The organism is Gordonia sp. KTR9, from assembly GCF_000143885.2.
Taxonomy (GTDB): Bacteria; Actinomycetota; Actinomycetes; order Mycobacteriales; family Mycobacteriaceae; genus Gordonia.
In genome coordinates, this window is record NC_018580.1 from 61253 (window position 1) to 80524 (window position 19272).

Sequence of the window (19272 nt, forward strand, 5' to 3'; positions counted from 1 at the left end):
GGCTCGCCGGGTGACGTCACACGGGACGTCATGCCGCGATCTCCGACGTTGAAAGGTCCTATCGTGGGAACTGAGAAAATAACACGCTAGACTACGACAAAGACGCCAATTGTCGAGTTAGAGGGCCTGTTTTCGGGGGAACGGACAAACTGTGGTGACAAACATGCGGAACGATTCCGAGAAGGGCCATGCGGTCGTGAACAGTGACAGTTCGGGCTTGCCTGAGGACATCGGCGACGACGGGACCGGCGACCTCGGACAGGCCCCCGTATCGAGCTCGAATCGGTGGGGAAGAGCCGGCGAGGAAACCCCCGGCGGTGTCGCGGTCCTCGAGGACGGGTCGATCAACACTGAGCGCTTCTCCGAAGGCCCGGAGACCGAACTCGAAGTCACCTGGTGGAACAAACGCATGCTGTGGCAGGTACGTCGCGAACCCACCGGCCATCGAGTGGTGGTCGCGCGGGTCGTCGAGAATATCTGGCGTGTCCACATGATGATCGCGGGAGCGATCATCGCGGTGACCGTCCTGAGCATGGTCACCATCGGCGACCTGCCGCTGCACTACGGGCTGTTGATGGGCGCCGTGGTGGCGTTAGTCGGATACGGAGCGCTGGCCTGGGAACGCCGCGCTGGTGACGAAAGCTCCGGGATCGAAGAGATCATCGAGATGGATTCGGTGATGTGGGTCGGGCTGCGGAACAAGGTTCGTACCGAATACCTCGCCTACACCGAAGAGGGCCAGAAACGTCGCTACGACGAGGCCGTCAAGCACGCACGCACCCTCTACGAGAAGAAGTACCGCGACGAAGCAACGGGCAAGGTCGGCAAGACCTACGCCGCGGGCGGAAAGGTGCTGCCCGTACCGAAGTTCGCAGTACCGAAGAAGATCACCGATGATTTCCTCGATAAGGCAACTCGCCTCGGACCCGACACCGTCGTGGAGAAGATCAGGGCGCAGTTGGTCCCTGCCCGGCTCGAGAGTCACCGCAAAACGCTCCTCGCTCGGTACCGTTCAGACCCCAGACTCGTCGAGGCCATGGGCCGCGGCGTCTTGCGGTGCGAATGCGCCGCCTGCCAGGTGCAGTCCGAGCTCGGTATGGTGCCCGAACTGTCAGGGGCCGAAGCAGCCCGTCGGCGCGCGGCGGCCGCCGCGCTACGCAAAGCCTCTGCCGAGCCCGTCGATCCCGCGACGAGCTTGGAGCAGCTCCGCAAAGCTGCGGGTCGACTGCGAGGGACCGACGCCGAGCAGCCCGCGGCCCTCGGAGAGAGCAAGGATGCGATCAGGGCGCGGAAGGCGCTGGCGAAAACCGAAGCGAGGGCACGCAAACGCGAGGAAGCCGCCGCTGAGGCAGCGCGTAAAGCGACGGTGCGGGAAGAGCGAGAGGCGTCGCGGACACGCGTCGCAGCCACTGACAGCGACCCGGCGGGAACTGACCAGCACGACGACGCCGCCGCGCTGGCAGCCCTCCGGAGAAAGAAGAGCAAGGGCCATCTCGCGATCATCGGGGTAGCGACAGTCGTGAGTGTGATCGTGGTCGGCCTGGTGGTGGCGATCGTCGTCGCCGCGGGACCCAGCGCCGACGAAGAACCCGGCATCACTCTGCCGGATGAAACCACGACGACACAGCCGATGAGTACGTCCAGCCAGCCCACTTCGGCCAAACCTGTTGCGCCGCCGACCAATGGCGAAGCGGTAGGGGTCCCGATCGAGTTCGGTCCCGACGCCCGAGGTAGCCAGAAGGGTGGGGCCGCAGTCATCGCCGCATACGACTACGCCTATTACGTGCAGAGGTCGGGAGCCCAAGCGGTCGGCATGTATGCACCAGGGGCGCAGCCGAGCGCGACGTCGGCGCAGAACGCGATCGATGCCAATCCGGCGGGAACGCGGCATCGGTTGGTAGTCACCCCCGTGGTCGTCGGGCAGGAGTACGACGTACTGCTGAAGGTCACCTGGCCAGGAATGGCAGAGCAGGAATTCAAGCAGAAGTTCTTTACTACATATTCCGATGGAAAGTACTACCTGCTTCGCCAAGCGACGTAAACCCTGCCTGAACAGGGGATACAGCTGGGACGACACAGCGAGTTTCGGTACGGCGTTATTTATTCACTGTGGTATTCTTGCCCGGAACCGGAGCGCGCGTGCGCACTCACAGCAGCAGATCACTTTCTCACCGAGGCAACCTGTCTCGGGATGCCATCGGGAGGACATCAGAAGATGAAGGACGCAGGAAACGTCGGGGGACTGCCGAACCGCCGGGCTCGTCGAGCCGCCGGCCAGAGGGGCGCCCATCGAGCGGCCCCGTCGACCGCACCCAGCAAGACCGCACTGGGCGTCATCGGACTCGGAACAGCACTGGCCGTGATGGCAGGGGTCGGCGGTGTCGCCGCAGCTGACCCCGAGTTCAATCCGTTGCCGCCCAGTGCAAGCAACCCGACGCCGAACACCTCGAACCCGACACCGCCCTCAGCTGATGTGGGCCCTGGCGCGATCATCGATCCGCCGAGCGAGTCGGGTTGGCGTTCCAACCCGTGGTCGGACAACGCGCCCGACTATGCGCCGATCCAGAACTGGACCCCGGCCGCCCCGACGTTCATCGGCCCGATCCAGTTGCCTCCGCCGCCGCCGATGATCATGCCCGAGCCGGGCATGATCCGAGTCGGTAAGTACCAGGAGGTCAAACCGCCGTGGATGACCATGGCGGAGATGAACTCGATCAACCGCTGGTCGGCCTACATCGAGTCCCGCGTGGCGCAGTACTGGCTCAGCCAAGGCTTCTCGCAGGAGGAGGCTGACCGCCGAGCAGCGTCGATGACCGTGGGTGGGCTCGTCGGCGGTGCCGCCGGAGGCGCCGCAGGGTTCGCCATCGGCGTCGTTCCCGGCGCCGTAGTCGGTGGAGGCGTCGGCGCTCTGGCCGGCACCGCCATCGGCGCCGGTATCGCTGCGACCCTGGGTCTCCCGCTGAACTCACTGTTCCCCGTCGGCGGAACGGGTCTGTACGGCTCGTTCGTCGGAGTGGGTGCGGTCGCAGGTGCCGGAGCGGGCGCAGTCGGCGGGGCACTGGCCGGCGGTCTCATCGGCGGTGTGCTCGTCGGTGTGCCGGCGGCGGCGATCGGCGTGGGCCTCGGTTCGCTGTTCGGTGGCGGCGACCCCAACGCAGAGATCGACCAGCCCTGGACCTACCGCGACGGACAGGGTTTGATCACGCCCAAGGACAACGTCCTGGAGTTCGACTGGAACGGGCCGGAGTCGAACAAGCTGCCTGGCGGTTGGGAACTGCCCGAAGAGGCGCACCTGAACTTCCAGGTGAAGGACGACAAGACCTACGTCGTCAAGCTCGGCGAGGAGCGGTGGCTTGGCGCCACCGAGCAGCAGCGCGACAAGCACTTCTACGGCGAAATGAACACTGCCGTACCGGGATTGGGCGATGCCGCCAAGGGATTCCTCGAAGACGAGGACGGTCAGTTCCAGAACACGATCCGGGGGCTCCTGGGTCAGATCGCCCGGGAGGATCCCGACAACGCTCAGTTCAACCCTCACGGTGACATCGCTGACCCCTCGGCACGTGCAGAGCGTGTCCCGTACCCGACGAGTTCGACCCCCGACCCGTGGGACGAGCCCAACCGGGAGGGCGTCGAGCGACAGAACGAAGAGAACCGTGGCACCGATCTGCCGGGGATGACGACCACGCCGGAGACCGGTCCGGCACCGACGCCGGCTGCACAGCCCACCGTGGCGCCATCTGTTGCTCCCCAGCAGATGGCCGTAGTACCGCAGCCGATCCAGGCTGCGGTGGATGCGGCCCCCGAACCGGTCCGCAAGGCCGTCAGCGACGCACAGAGCGCGCTCGGTCAACTGATTCCGGGGATGCTGGGCGCCTGAGTCACAACCGGAACTGAGAACACAGCCCCGCAGCGATCACGCTGCGGGGCTGTGTTGTTTCAACGCCGCAATAGTTTTCAAACAACAATTGTTCGCACACCCTCAGTAGGTTGTATTTATCCTGTTCAGAGGCAGTGTTATGGTTGTTTCGAGTATTGCCGCCTATATGTGCACCGGAGAGTTGGGGGACAATGGTTGAGGCCGACACTCCGAGTCGAATGATCGACTCGGAGGCGTATCCATTACTGGGCAAATACACTGCCGCCCTGTTGCCACCGGTCGGGCGGATCATTGGCCGCGAAAACGAGAGGCAGCAAGTACTCGCATCGCTCGCGCGACCGCGGCTGTCGAACATCCTTCTTCTGGCGCCGGCCGGGTCCGGAAAGACCGTCCTCGTTCAGGACACGATGATGCATGACCCCCAGCGGGTCTACCTGGAAGTCGACTTGGCACGCATGAACGGCGGGGTGGGCCTGGCCGACCACATGGCCGCCGAGATCAAAGCTCTCTTCGACGACGCCGAAGCGTACGCCCGGGCCGAAAGTATCGAGTTGGTCCTGTTCATCGACGAGTTCCACCAGATCGTCCAGATGTCGCCGGCCGCGGTCGAAGCTCTCAAGCCGGTCCTGGCGGCGTCAGGAGCGCGCGGCCTGAAAATTGTCGCGGCCACCACGTTCGAGGAATGGATCGAACACATCCGGCCCAACAAACCTCTCGATGAACGCCTGCAACGAGTGAATCTGACCCCCGCCACCCGCGATATGACCATCGAGATTCTGCGCAGCTTCGCTGAGGAAGCAGGTGTGCTGGATCAGTTCGAGCGCAGCGACGGGCTGTTCGGTGAGATCCACGACGTCACCAACCGCTACATCCCCTCGTCCGTGCAGCCACGAAAAGCCATCGGGATCCTCGACGGAATGATCGGCTGGCATCGCCAAACCGGAGAACCGATGTCCATGGCGCTGATGTCGAAAGTCCTGCGGCAGTCGACAGGGGTGAACCTGGAGTTCGCCATCGATGGGGCCTCGATCAAAGCCGAGCTTGACAAGAAGGTCTTCGCGCAGGACCTGGCAACGACGATCGTCTCTGACCAGCTGCAGCTGGTCGTCGCCGGCCTTCATGACCGGAAGCGACCCAAAGGTCGGTTCTTACTGACCGGCAGCACTGGTGTCGGTAAGACCGAGCTGACGAAACAGCTCGTGGACCTACTCTTCGCCGACGACCTCAACAGACTCATCCGGTTCGACATGTCCGAGTTCGCACTGGACTCGTCGATGGACCTCTTTCGCTCAGAACTGACCAAGAAGGTCGTCTCGATGGGTGACGCGGTGATCCTGCTCGATGAAATCGAGAAGGCCTCACGCATGGTGCTGCGCTTGATGCTGCAAGTTCTCGATGATGGTCGACTCAGCGACGACTCCGGCCGGCAGGTCAGCTTCCTCGACTGCTACATCGTGCTCACCACCAACGCCGGCAGCGAAGTATTCAACACGATCAGCGACTACGCCGCTGACGACACAGGCTCGGGCGAAGGACTCAAGGACTACATGAAGTCCATCGAGAACTCGATCCGCAGCGCCAACGACTTTCCCCCCGAACTCCTCGGACGACTGGACCGGATCGTGCCTTTCCAACCGCTGTCTGATGCGACCAAACGCAAGATCCTGCAGCGAGGTCTCGACGACCTGCGCGACGACGTGTTGAACAAGCACGGGGTCCGGCTCGGCATTCATCCCCGGGTTATCGAGTACCTCGCTATCGACGTCGGCGAAGCGTCCGCTGACGCCGGCGGGGCGCGTGAGTCGATGCGCGCACTGCAAGGGCAAATCAAGGTAGAAGTCGCGAAATACATCAACGCGAACCCCAACGACAAAATCCTGCTCCTGGAGATCGACGGCGAGATGCGCGCGGAGAACTTGGAACTCCGAAAGTCCAAGGCCAGACCGCGGGTTCGGGCAGAACGACGACACCGTCTGGTCGGGTAGCGCGATGAGACGCCATAGAGAAAGTGAGTCGGATCATCCGACATTCGGGGTAGTATTCCCGCATACGCCCGAGAGCGCATTCACATGCGGAAACAGCGCCACAACATCAAACCGAAGGTTTATCAATGGATGATGAAATCGACTTTTTCAGTGACGTCGATCCCGCGGATCTCAGCGATGTAGTCGTCGAAGAATCGGAGGCTGCCCAGGGGGGTGTCCGATCGAAGATCGACCGGGTCGTCGGCGGCGCACGGTTGCGGCTGTCCCGCGGCGATGGGTCCGGCGATCTGCTCAACGCTGACGCACGGCTGTCGTCAGTGGTCAGTGAGTCAACGCCGGGCGCCGCGCTGGAGCTCCTCCGGCTCAATACGCCGTTCACGTTCCCGGACTTGAATGCATCGGTGATGCTGGTGCTCCCGACGGTGGGCGACTTCGGCGGGCTCAGTCGGCGCAGCAAGGATGAAGCGCGAGGCACGATCATCAATCTGATTGCCGCGGACAACATCCACGCGGTCGTGACGGCCGAGTTGCTGGCCGACGATGCTCTTGGGATCGTGCCCGATGTCGAGTCTCTGGCGCGCATGGAAGAGATCTCGCTTCTCACCGATGCCCGCTACCTATATGCGGTGGCCTGTGAGGATGTCGAGACCGGTGAAGTCAAGGTGTTCTCGGTCCCACCGCGTTCGCAGGAAACAGCCGTCAGCGGCAAACTCTTCGAGCAAGCCCTCGCGATCTCACAGGGCCAGCTCGACGTGACCTCGGTGCTGGACAAGAACCTGATCGCCGCGATGCTCACGATCTATCGATCGGCAGAGAACACGTGGTCGGCGACAGAGGCCTTGAAGAAGGCCGAGGACATGAACATGGAGTACCTGGCGAACGCGTTTCGTCAGGGTAGCTACCCCACCGGTACCGAGTTGGTGGAGAATCTCGCGACTCAGTTCCCGGAACTGAACGACTACCGCAGTAGCGGGCAGCGAGTTGGCCGACACAGCGCTGCCGTCGTGCACGAATCGGCGGCGGCCGAGGGCGCCGACGTGGTGCAGAGTGAGGGCACAACCGATTCGTTCGAAACGGTTGACGCCGTCAACGATATTGACGTCCTCGAGGATGACGACGTCGTCTTCGACGATGATGTGGCTGCGTTTGGTGACGAACCTGATTTCAATCTCGAGATGCACGACACCGGTGTGGACGACACCGATGATGCCGAGACCGAACCGGACTTCGCCGAAGCTGTCGGCGGTGCTGAATCGGCTGGCACCGATGAACCTGCCTTCTCTGGGCCTGATTTCGCGGACACACCCCCAACCGCTAACGCTGACACCGAGGCGGTCACAAAGGCTGTCATCGCCGCCACGAGCCCTCAGATCGAGGCGCTGCGTTCGGATCTGACGGGTCTGTTCGGTGAAATTCAGAAGACGCTCGCCCCGCCGCAACGAACGACAGAGGGTGGACACCCGATCGCCGACGGGGTTACGCGCAGCGCCGAGATCACTGTGGAACCCGGCTCGGAGTTCACCTACGACCAGGCTCTCGAAGCGGCCGGCCGGGTCTACGGCGACGACGATCTGGGGCTGGTCGTCGACCCCCAGCCATTCCGGGAGCGGCTGGTGTCGCCGCTTCCGCAGGTGCCTGTTCCCCGCGGTGCTCACACCCCTTGGCTCGGCGAGCAGGCGACCACGATGGCCGATGTCCTCAACGAGCAGCTGCGGAAGCTACACGTCGACCACGAGCAACTTCTCTACCGGCAGTTCATGCACCTGGCCGACCTTGCCGCGAAGGAAATCAGCTGGGAGTTCGACCCGCAACGCAACCCTGATTCCCGGTGGGGACGGGTGTATGCGGCAATCGAGTCCGACCGGGAGAAGATCGCCGAGCGCGCGGCGCCGGCCAAACTTCGTGCCGAAGAGTCCGTGCGTGAAATGTGGGACGCCCGAGCAGAACTGTTCGTCTCCGACGCCGCCGCACGGGCCCGCCAAGAGTTCGAACATCGAAACGGCGCCCACATAGAAGCCGACATGCGCAAGGCAGGCGATCAGGTGATCGCCGACCTGGAAGCCATGGGCATGATGAATCTCGCCGAACTCAATGAGAGCAGAAGGATCTCCGCGCGGCTGCAGATGGACGAGAAGCTCTCCGACATCCTGCATTCGTTGGAGGGCAAGGCCGCCGACCAGCAGGCCAACGAGACGGCGGCGTTCGAGGCAGCGCTGGCCGCCGTGACCTCGTACATCGAGGAGCACCGCAAAGACGACCTCCTCCAGGCAGATGTGACCGCCCGGAAGCTGGAAACCGATGCGCGATACGAGCAACTGATGGCTGAAGCGCAGGCTCAGATCGCGGCTGCCCGATCCGAGGCGGATAACCGCATCGCGATGATGCTCGAGGAGATGGATCGTCAGCGCGAGGCTCACCAGCGCGGTCTTGACTTGCGGACCACGAACTTCGAGTGGGAGCTGAGCGGGCAAGCGCAACGGCAGCAACAGCTGGAACGGCGACTCGAGCAGAGTTTTGCTGACTGGGAAAGCGAGCGGCGGGAGCTCCAGAGTAAGGCCGACGCTCGAGTTGAGATGGCGGAGAAAGCGCGGGACGAGGCCATCGCGGACAAGGAGACGATGCGAGAGCGCGATTCGCGCATGGCCACCGCGGCGATCGTCCTTGTTGTCCTCGGCGCGATCGTATTGGTCAGCCTGGGCATCCTGGCCGGGGCGTTCCTGATCTGACATCGGATCGACTGGTCCAGGTCGGGCAGTCCTTGCAACAACTGGCGGTCGAGTGAGTCCCGCTGCAGAAGAAAGAGACGGAATCTGGCAATGAACGCCATGAACAGGCTTGGCCGAAAGTCCGACATCGACAAAAGCCCGTCGAAGAAGTACAAGGCGGGCAAGGGCGGGGGCAAACTCGGCCCAAAAGCCTCGGCGTGGGACCGAATTCGTAATCAGAGCACCAACGACAGCATCGCCAATCGCGACGTTCACGGCGAGCAGGAACTCGAACGTGGTGAGCTCGGGCGGGTTCGCGGGGAGACTCTGCCCAAGGTAGCGGCCATCGTCATCGGCATCCTGGTCGCACTGGTCGTGTGGGTCGGCTGGGGTGTCGTCGGCGCGATCGCCGGCGGAGTAGGCAACGCGATGAACTCACAGGACTCGCTGGTCGAGGCCGAACTCAAGCAGGCCAAAGAGCTTGGCGTTCAACCGTATTTCCGGGTCGAGGAACGCCGCGCCGGGAACTCGTTGGGCAAGACCTGCTACCTCCTGCTGGGACCCGATGGCGAAGAGGTCGATGGCGAGTGCAACTCGAAACTCGGCTCCATCAAACGACCGCAGTGGCACATCGACGCGGCGAGAGCGGCCCGCGTGGATGCCGGCGCCCCCGAACCGCAGGCACAGATGCGAGACAGTTCCGTGTCCTCGTGGGTGGGCACCGGACACGTGAGTTTGCTGCGACTGCTGGTGACTGTCGCGGCCGCTGTGGCGGCCTGGAGCGGATCCAAGATGTGGATGTTGCGCAAGCTCGATGCGCAGAATCTCATGTACCAGACTGCCGACATCAACCAGTACGACGACGACCAGCACATCGCGGTCCCCGAGGAGGTGATCCGGCAGTACGGGATCTTCCCCGACGTGGGCGCACACTCCTACAGCGCGCCGTCGTCGTTACTCGGTCACGCCATGCTGTCCAGCCGTGGGGTCAAGAAGGTCCGGCTGCTGCGGCGATACGACGCCGACGTCCTTGACCAGGACGGCGAGGTCCTGCACTACAAGGGCGAAGTGATCCGCGACGAGGACGGCACGGCCCAGTATGACCGCGTACCGATCTTGGATGAGAAGTTCGCGCACAAGCTCTTTGACGCCTCGGACCTCCCCGAGGAAAAGACGCTACGCAAGTTCTTCAACCCGCAGAACATCCCATACAACCCAGGCGGACAGAACCGCGACAAACAGGGCAGCGAAGCGACGATCGCCGAGCGCATCGAGAAAGACTGGGTCTTCCCCGAATTCGAGCCACAGCGGCCGGCGGGTGTGTACTTCATCGACGAAGCCCCGGTGAACACGATGGTGCTGGCCATGACCCGCGCAGGTAAGGGTCAGACCTACATCGAACCGATGCTCGACATGTGGCAGCGCGAGCGTCGCCCCAACAACATGGTCATCAACGATCCGAAGGGCGAGCTGCTGGTCAAGAACTACGTGCGCGCCAGCGTTCGTGGATTCCAGGTCGTCCAGTTCAACCTGATCAACGTCCTCAAGACCGACATCTACAACCCGTTGGGCATGGCTGCCGAAGCCGCCCGCGAAGGCAACAGCACAGCGTGCGCGCTCTACGTGGAAAACATCGCCGAGGTGTTCTTTCCCGTCGACGGCGCCGACGACCCTGTGTGGCCGAACGCGGCGAACAACGCGTTCAAACGAACGGCCTACGGCATGATCGACTTCTACCTCGAAGAAGAACGACAGATGCGCAAGCGCGCCGCGGCCGAGGGATGGGACCAGAAGGTCCTCGAGACCAAGCTCGATGAGAGCTGGGGCAAGGTCACCCTCTACAACTGCTACCAGCTGTTCGTCCAGCTCTCGGCGAAAAAGCTGAAAGACCCCATCACCCGTCTCAACGAGGACGTGCAGGCCGGAAAGTACGGGGATCTCGAGAACGACCTCGACGCCCAGGCGCTGTTCAACGAGCACCTGGCCGATGCCAAAGAGCGGATGCCGATGTGGAACGGCGAGCAAGAGGTCGACATGCTGACCTTGTTCTTCAACGCCACCGACAAACTGCCGGTCAACTCGATGCGGACACTCGTCGGAAACTCCGACAAAGCGCTGCGCGCCATGGGTGGTGCCGAGAAGATGCTGGCGTCGGTCTATGGCATCGCCATCACCGCGATGTCGTTCTTCGTCGACCCGACCATCTCCACACTGACCTCGGGAACGCTGAGCCAGAACATCGACCTCGGCGGCATGAGCTTCCCCCGCCGGTTCGGCGTACGGTTCGACCAGAACTACGTGCGCAGGTACAACCTCATCGGCATGCAAGCCCTATGGGATTCGTTCTCCGACCCCGGGTTCACCGAATCGCTCGGCAAGGACTTCGAGCACGAGGACACCGTGAGCCGGGAAGGCTGGGCACGAGCGTTCTTCGAGGGGATCTACCCGAACGACGTGGCATACCTGCGGTTACGGCTGTTCAACACCGATTCCAGCACCCTGGTCAAGACGTTCTACTTCCGGTTCACCAAGAGCTACCAGACCAACCTGAAGGGCCGCATCTACATCAAGGACCCCGTGCTGGGCACGAAGATCGTGAAGAACGGCCTTCTCGTCGAAATGGTACCGACCCGGGACCCGAAGAAGATGGGGCTGGGATCGACGACGTTCGAGCAGGAAGTCCTGAACATCGACCAGCTCACGCTGGACCAGATCAACTCGGGCAACAACGATCTGATCAAGAAGGTGAAGGGTCGCCGCAACGCTGTGCTGAGCACGCAGGTCCACTACTCGGAGAAGCCCAAGGCGGTGTTCCTGGTGACACCGCCGCACCTGATGAAGTACGCCAAGCTCATTTTGATCCTGCTCAAACAGCTGGTGGACCTCAACTTCGACAAGTCGTACATGACCAAGTCGACGCAGAAGCCGTTGTATAAGACGAGGTACATGCTCGACGAGCTCGGCAACCTGCAGTCCGAAGGTCACGGTATCTCCGGATTCGAGACGATGCTCTCGATCGGACTGGGTCAGGAGCAGCAGTTCACCCTCATCCTGCAGACACTGCAGCAGCTGCGCGACGTGTACGGCGAATCGGTCGACAAGATCGTGCAGGGCAACGCCGCGAACCTGGTGTTTCTCAAGTCCACCGACGACTCGATGCTCGACACGCTGCAGAAGATGAGCGGCGTCCGACACAAGGTCTACCGCGATTCGAAGTCGGTCACGAAAAACGCCGAGAAGGTCGCCTTCAAGACCGCGGGCACCGTCACCTACAACATGACGGCCAAAGAGATCCCGGTCATCAGCTACAACGACCTGGCGTTCTTGCCGCCACGCAACTCGATTGTGTTCTCCGCCGGCACCCCGCCGATCTGGAATCGCAACGAAACGATCCTGCCGATGAGCTTCGCGCTGTTCCGCAACAGCATCACTCAGCCAGGGAAGGACTACTCGTTGCAGACGATCCCGACGCTGAGTTCGGCGCGGGACTTCGATGTCCGGCTCAACCAGCCGAACTTCTTCCAGATGGTGGAGAAGCGGATGGCACAAGCCTCGGTGGCTCCCGCGGCAGAAGACTTGTATCGCAACGCATACGGCTACAGCGACTTCGACATGACCCGACTCGATCCGGACGTCTCCAGCAACGAGATCATGGACATCAACGACGTCATCCTGGGTCGCAAACTGCACGAGAAGGCGAAGGAACAGAAGGCGGCGAGCGACGTCTCGGCCCAGGCGGCCGAGCTTGAAGAGATCTTCGGCGGCATGGAGCCGCCGGCGCCGCCGGAGGAAGCAGTCTTCGGCTTCGACGAGCAGGAGGCAATGTTCGAGGCGGCCGCGGAGGAAACCGCGCGCAGTGCGACCGAGGACGACGAACTGGCCAATGAACGGGCGCGGCTCGCGGCCGTGCGCGCAGCCGGTGCGGAGAAGATCTACGCCGAGGGGTGGATCAGCCGAGACATGCTCATCGACCCCGACGGCAACCGAGTTGTGAACAGCCTCGACAAGGAACTGGCGGCGGCGTTCTCCGAATGCTGGCGAGCCTTCGATCGAGACGACACCTTCGCGCTGTCGGGCGAGAGTCTCGTTCTCAGAAGCACTGGGGAACCGATGATCACGGCACGGAGCGAAACCGAAGCGATGCGTGAGGCAGCGGCAGCGGCAACCGACGCCGACAGCCGGGTCCACATGCCCGAGGAACCCGACCCCGACTCGATGTGGGCGCTGTCGATGTTCCGCATCCACCCGGGCTTCAAGCGGGTCCTGGCGTCGAAGAACTCGTGGCTCGACATCGCCGAAGGCCGCTTCGACGCCGAGATGGCGACGCAAATGAGAACATCGGAGAATTAAGTTCGGAGTTTCTCTCAGACAAACACCGGAGCAGCATCTCTGCTCCGGTGTTTGCACGTCCGGGGCAGTTCAGGGGCCACGTCAAGCGCTCCACGAGTTTGACGGCATGTACTACTATAAGAATAGATCCAGTTGAACTGACCCGTTCAGCACACGCCATGAGATGAGGTTCGGGGTGGACGTCAAAGCCCGCGGTATTGGTCGGTACTTGAACGAATACACATTCCATAGGGCCCTCTCGGAGTACCCGAAGTGGCGCACCCGCCGTGGTGAAGACGTCCCTGCATTGCGCGCCAGCCAGGGGCGGGAAGCTCGGCGACGTCTCGACGAAGCGCTCGCCCGACGCGGAGCCTCCATCGACCGACTCGGCGAGGGCGGACCCGCTGTCCTCATGGCGTCAATCGACGAAGCCCTGGGCTCGATGTTCGAGACCTACACCCCTCTGTTTCCCGACGCCGAGAAGGGCAACGAGCAAGCCAGCTACGCGAAGATCAAGGCCGCGTTCGGCCTCTACATCGGAGCGGGCGGCCAAAATCCTCCCGGGGGAGTTCGGTTGCCGGTCAGTCCCTTCGATCCCCGATGGGCCCGACGCGAGACGGTGCTCAACCATGGCACCGAGATGATGTCCATCGTCGACGAGGATGTACGACACGAACTCGGTGACCAACAAGCCGGATACGACCGTCTCCATCGTCTCGCGCCGCAGGGCGCCTTCGCGCTATACGCCCTCAATCCTGAGGATGGACAGCACCAACCGGCCGAGATCGGAGCTTCGATCACCGAAGCCGACGTGACGGGACTCAGCGCACTACGGCCGTTTATGAGTGCAGCCGAGTACCGCGAGCTCGCACCGTGGGTGCTGGCCGGCGCGAGAGAGAAGGGCCCGATGGGTCCAGCGGCTCTGGAGCGCTCGCTGGCCATTCTGGAGCATCTCGGTGAGTCGGGGACGAACTACCGGATGGTCAAGGACCGCAACCCCGGACAGATCGCCGCCTCCATCGTGGGGACCAAGGCGGCGGTGCGTATCGCTGACGTTGCGCCCAACGACGTCTGGGTCGGTCGCGTATACGACGACGGTATCGCCACCTACTACTCCGACAAGAAGGGCAAGGGCGCAGCGATCTACGAGGCATCGCCCGCGGAGGCGGTGTCGCTGTTGCGTTTCGCCCTGGGTGAGCGAGTCGAACGGCTCGACGGGCAGGGAACAGTCGGCGTGGTGGGGGCGCGAGACCGGACCCAGCCACGTCAGCGCCAGCGCAGCTACCACGTCGGCTCGAAGAACGAAGCCATGCTCGAAACCCGGGACGGTTTGTGGATCCGGCGCGATGCGAAAGTCGTCAGCCAACGCACCACCTGGTTCGAGGGCCCTGACGCTGCCGAGGTCTACCTGCGAGCCGCAGTGGCCTCGGCTGCCGAGGGGGTCACCGCTGCCATCGACGTCGAAGGCTTGATCGAGGAGGCCGCTGCCAACATCGGTGATCCCAACCACGTGCCGGACTTCTCCGGCGCACCCGAAGAGATCGTCGCGCTCAAACAGGACTACTGGCGATTGCTCACCGACCCCGACTCCGGGGTTCTGCTGCTCAACCCCGGTGCATCCGCAGCCGACTACGCCTCGGCCATCGCAGCCGGTGACCACGCGGCCGCAGCCGCCGCCACATCGGCAATGGACGCAGGCCCGTACCCGCAAGACAAGATCCGAGCACACGCCCATCTGGTCGCACAGTCGATGATCGGTAGTTTCGAAGCTGACAGGGAGGGACTTCGGTTCGATCCGGTCCGTGTCGCACAGTTCATGGCCACCGAACACAACGTGTGGCGCAACAACGACGACATCGTTGAGGCCTGCGCCAAAGCCGGGATCGTCGCTGATGAGCTGCGCGGCGACGGTTACTACAACAAGATGGTCGCCGACAACCTCATCAGTTTCGACCCCGCCACCGCGGTCGAGGTCAGCGAGCATCCGTCGCCACTGATGCGGGCGATGGGCGAGCGGGTCAAAGCCGCCATTGAGCGCGGTGCCGCTGAAGTGACGAGTGTTCAGGTCGACGACAACGGGATCATCGCGTGGCAGGCCGAACGGCGGGTCGGCGAAGACGACAACCGTTCGCTCGGGGCGACCGGCGAGGAAGCTAACCGCAAGAAGCGTTACGTCCGAGGCACTATCGGCCAGGTTCTCGACCGCGGCCCCAACAACGAGGTCGTCACGAAGTTCGCCGGCGGCGACAACTTCCTGTTCATGCCGGGCTTCGAAGCCTCGGTGGTCTCCCAGAAACCTGGCGAGAACCTCACCCTGGAACAGCGCACCCGAGTCAAAGGCTACGAGCAGGTCCTGGGCGAAACGATTGAGTCGATCATCGCCAAGGACATCGCGAATCCACGCAGCGAGGTGGGACGGGCGACGTCGCTGAACTCCACCATCCGGCGGCTGGCAAGCAACCGACACCCTGTCGACTTCTACGAGCGTTCGGCCGAAGAAGGACTCTCGGACCAGTGGCGTGATGCGATCTTGTCCACCGAAGCCCGTCGTGTCCGTTACCCCACTGAGCTGGCAAAGGGTTCCAACGCGCTCAAGCACCGACAGGCACAGAACGACCCCACCTTCGACGAACTCAATGACAACGGTCGCGATCCGCTGATCCTCACAGGCATGCGGAACATGAGCGTGCTCGATCGCGATGCGGGACACGGGATCTTCGACCCGATGATGACCGGAATGGCCGAAAACCAAGGGGTGGTGCGGTATCTGACCCCCGGGGTCGCAATCACCGCCGATGGAGCCATCGTCCCCAGCGCAACACCTGAGGCGCGAGTCCCCATCGCAGCGCACGAGGATGCCTGGGCAATGGGATTCGACCCCCACGACCGACAGAACATGACCTACTCAAACGTCATGCAAGCGTCGGCGGTTGTCGCCGGTGTCAAGACCGCGATGGCACAGATCGGAGGCTGGAACTTCGAAGACGGGATCGTCGTCTCGCGCCACTTCGCCGAGGAACACCTGATCCGCGACACCACCGGGCAGATGCGCCCGCTGACGGTGGGTGACAAGCTCAGCGACTTCCACGGCAACAAGGGCGTGATCAGCCTGATCGTCGACCGCGATATGGACGCTGACCAGGCACGCGACTTGGGACTGTCCGAGCAGGTCGCGATGTTCGCCGCCAACCCCGAGCTCGAAGTGGTGATGAGTCCCTTCTCACCGATCAGTCGATTCAACGGCGGCACAGCGCGCGAGATGATCGCCGCCGCGTCGGATCTGCAGGCTCCCGGTGACGACGGCCGCATGCAGACCGTACCCGCGGGTATGGGCGAACTGAGCCTGATCGTGACCCACATGGCTGTCGACGCCAAGACCAATGTCTACGACGCCGAAGCCATGGCCCAGGGCAAGGGGCGCAAGGCGTCCTCCCAGTTGGCGTGGGCGTTGCAGAGCCAGGGTGCCTACGAGGTGATGCGACAGTTCTACGGCGACAACACCTCTGGCCTGGCCGACGTGCGTGAGTACATGCTGGTACTCGGCCTCGACGTCGAGCACGATGGATCGCTGCGTTCGCAACCGACACCGCAAGCACTGGCAGAACGTACGTTGTTCGAAATCCCGGCCCCGATCCGTTTCGCTCGCAGCAAGACGCTGCCTGAAGATCAGCTGCCCCGCATCAACCACGCGGCAATGGGAGAAGCCTTCGGCGAAGCGATCAGCCGCAGCGGTGGCCTGATGGAACTACCGTTCGAACTCAAGCTCGCCGCTGGCGGCGCCACGCCGGCCTCGCCCGCTAACCCAGGACGGTGGGTGCTGCCCGTGCTGAGTTCACGATTGCGTAGCGAGCAGGACATGGTCGACGGCACCGTCAGCCGCCACGATCACACCAAGCGATACATGTCGATTTCAGAAAGCGCGACCGCCTTCGTCGAGGCGGAGAGGCTGCGCGATGAGGCGCGCGAGAAAGGCGATGCCGCCGCGGAGGCCCGCCACAACGAAGAGATGGCGGTACGTCAAGCCGAGGCGCAGCGGTCGTACAACTCGATCAGCGCCGATGTGATCTCACGACGCATCGAATCCAAGAAGAACATGTTCAAGGAATCGATCATGTCCAACCGGCTCTCGCACTCGGCGACAGCGGTGTGGACTGGCGACCCACGCCTAGAGGTCGACCAGATCGCGATGAATTCGGCGATGGCCGTCGAACTGGGTGTACCGATGATGACCCGCGAGGACGCCGAGGAAGCTGGGGTCCCCTACGTTCCGGGAACCCCCCGCGACGACGGCTACGTTCTGGTCTGGCGTGACCCGGTGCTGCGCGACGGCGGCGTCCGCTATCTGCGAGTGAGCATTGATGACTCATTGACGGGTGTCGCGGTCAACCCGGTCTCGGTCAAGTCCATGGACGGCGACTTCGACGGGGACTCGGTGGGGCTGGTCGGCAACCTGAGCCCATTCGCTCACTTCGAGGCCCTCGACAAGCTGACTGTCGAAGCCAACCTGCTCGACAAGGGCGCGCGCACAACGATCGGGGTCTGGGAACGCGACGCGCAAGGCGAGATGCAGCGAGTCGGTGAACGCGAGGTGTACCCGCTGAGCCTGCACACCTCACTCGACATCGAGGTCGCCTGCCACAACAACCCTGAACGCAGAGCCGATCTGGAGGGATTGATCGGCGAAGCCAATGACAACGAGTACGCGCGCCGCGCTGGGACGATGAGTGCAGAAGAATTTTGCGACGCCAACCGTGCCGTGATGGCCGCATTGAGCGAGTCGATCTATAGCGAAGGCTTCACCGATACCGCGAACAGGGTTGTCCTGCGGTTCGGCGACCTCAGCGATCATCTGGAATCAGTGAAAGGCTGCTACACGCGCGGCGGCAAGGGCAGCGTGAACAAACTGCTCGAGTACGCGCAGTACTTGGGCGCCGAACCGGAGTCGGTCACCGAGGTCAGCGGCGAACGCATCGTTACGCAGTGGCGCGACGCCGGCATGCCCGATGCGGCTGCATTCGACGAGAAGTATCGAGGTTCGCAAGCAGCGACCGCCTTCAAGTCTCAGATCACCGGCATCGCCGGATCGATCAGTCAAAGCGCGATCCAGTTGGCCAGGGCCCAAGGCTTGATCACCGCGGCCTGCGAGATCAGCTACCCGGCAACTCAATCGGTGCTACAAGCCAAACACGATCCGGTTGACGCGGCCTACCGCGCCGACATCATCAGCGGCGCGGCCAAAGACCTGTGGCGAGGCAACAAAATGACGGTCGCACCCGACGAGAACGGCCGTCACCGGTGGGACGTCGTCCGCGACGACCAGGGTCAGCCGGTACAAGCGACGTCGAAAGAGTGGACCGAGCAGTTCATGAGCATGTACGCCGACAAAGCCGGCATGGGCGTACCGATTGCACGTGAACACGTCGAAGCGATGGCTGCGGCGCTGAGCGACTCAACAGGCACGATGTTCCAAACCGATCGCCAATCATGGGAAGACTGGCCCGATTACGCGCGACCACTGACCCTCGATGCCTTGGCCTACGGCGGCAAGTTCGACGACGTGTTGGCAGCAGCCGAAGCCGGCGGAAAACTGTTCGAAGGCGTGAACGCCTCGTTCGCGCCAACCACCGTGCTCGACAATCTCGCACTCGACGAGCAGTTGAGGGCTACAGGTATCGACCGTTCAGATTCGATCGAATACACAGCGATCGGACGAACCGACACCTACGCAGCGCATCGCCCCAAGCTGAGGCGTTCGGAGTGGACCGCGCGCACCCGCAGCGCGAGTATGGGCAGTTCGTCGCGGCCAGATCCCTTCGAGAAGGCGCCCGCCACCAGGCCTGCCCGGGAGGCGGAACGAGTCTCGTTGCCGGCGGTCGCGGCCGCCGACACTTCTGTGCGCGCACCGGCCATGGCGGCGAACCAGGCAGGTGACCGCGGGGCGCCGACGGCGGCGTGGAATCGGTTGGCGGCTGAGGCGCAGGCGTTGGTGAGACCCGCAGACCGTACGTCTGAGAGCGAAGGGCTGGGGGCGTAGATGGGTGTCGACTTCAACGCCGAACCGAGTCCGGAAGGGCTGGCGCGGGTAGCAGAGTTGCGTCGTCAGCGTGCCGAACGTGACAAGGCGCTCGAGGACCGGATTGTTGCCGTGCAGATGCAGGACCCCGAGGCCGCTGGGCTCCACCAGCAACCGACAAGCACTCCGGTGGAGGCGTCCGTCGATGACGAGGTCGAGCGGGAGGAACCTGAGCAGGACCAGTCCCGCAAGCGCATCGGCGACACGATCCCCGCGCGCGAGAACACACCATCGCCCACGGCGCAGCTCGAGGCGCTTGCGTCGCTCTCGCGCGCACGCAGCACCGACAGACAGCGTTGA

8 protein-coding genes are annotated in these 19272 nt (G+C 63.1%); 7 read left to right on the forward strand and 1 reads right to left on the reverse strand.

All coding sequences use genetic code 11. From position 1 onward, the window contains the following. Window positions 1-163 precede the first annotated feature (163 nt). The 5 genes from KTR9_RS00330 (at window position 164) to KTR9_RS00350 (ending at window position 12920) form a co-directional block, all read left to right on the forward strand. Window positions 164-2041: a hypothetical protein gene (locus tag KTR9_RS00330; protein WP_014924698.1), complete on the forward strand. Its 1878-nt coding sequence runs from the start codon at window positions 164-166 to the stop codon at window positions 2039-2041. Window positions 2042-2215: 174 nt separating this feature from the next. Further along, entirely contained in the window at window positions 2216-3880 is a 1665-nt protein-coding gene (locus KTR9_RS26425; protein WP_148281119.1) for a hypothetical protein, read from the forward strand. A 218-nt stretch (window positions 3881-4098) separates the two neighbouring features. Then, window positions 4099-5865 carry an AAA family ATPase gene (locus KTR9_RS00340; RefSeq protein WP_238553847.1) on the forward strand — a complete coding sequence of 589 codons (1767 nt, stop codon included), beginning with the start codon at window positions 4099-4101 and terminating at the stop codon, window positions 5863-5865. Between the two features lie 125 nt (window positions 5866-5990). Next, window positions 5991-8591 (forward strand): hypothetical protein, encoded by a 2601-nt coding sequence (locus KTR9_RS00345; RefSeq protein WP_014924701.1) that lies wholly within the window; start codon window positions 5991-5993, stop codon window positions 8589-8591. A gap of 90 nt (window positions 8592-8681) precedes the next feature. Further along, window positions 8682-12920, forward strand: a complete 4239-nt coding sequence (locus tag KTR9_RS00350; protein WP_014924702.1) for a type IV secretory system conjugative DNA transfer family protein — start codon at window positions 8682-8684, stop codon at window positions 12918-12920. A 397-nt stretch (window positions 12921-13317) separates the two neighbouring features. On the opposite strand, the gene KTR9_RS27565 is transcribed toward KTR9_RS00350, so the two are convergent. Beyond that, entirely contained in the window at window positions 13318-13611 is a 294-nt protein-coding gene (locus KTR9_RS27565; RefSeq protein WP_158409736.1) for a hypothetical protein, read from the reverse strand. Between the two features lie 858 nt (window positions 13612-14469). Between KTR9_RS27565 and KTR9_RS00355 the strand changes: the two genes are divergently transcribed. Both KTR9_RS00355 and KTR9_RS00360 read left to right on the forward strand, forming a co-directional pair. After that, window positions 14470-18933 (forward strand): hypothetical protein, encoded by a 4464-nt coding sequence (locus KTR9_RS00355; RefSeq protein ID WP_158409737.1) that lies wholly within the window; start codon window positions 14470-14472, stop codon window positions 18931-18933. Next, complete coding sequence (locus KTR9_RS00360; RefSeq protein ID WP_014924704.1) at window positions 18934-19272, forward strand: hypothetical protein; 339 nt, start codon at window positions 18934-18936, stop codon at window positions 19270-19272.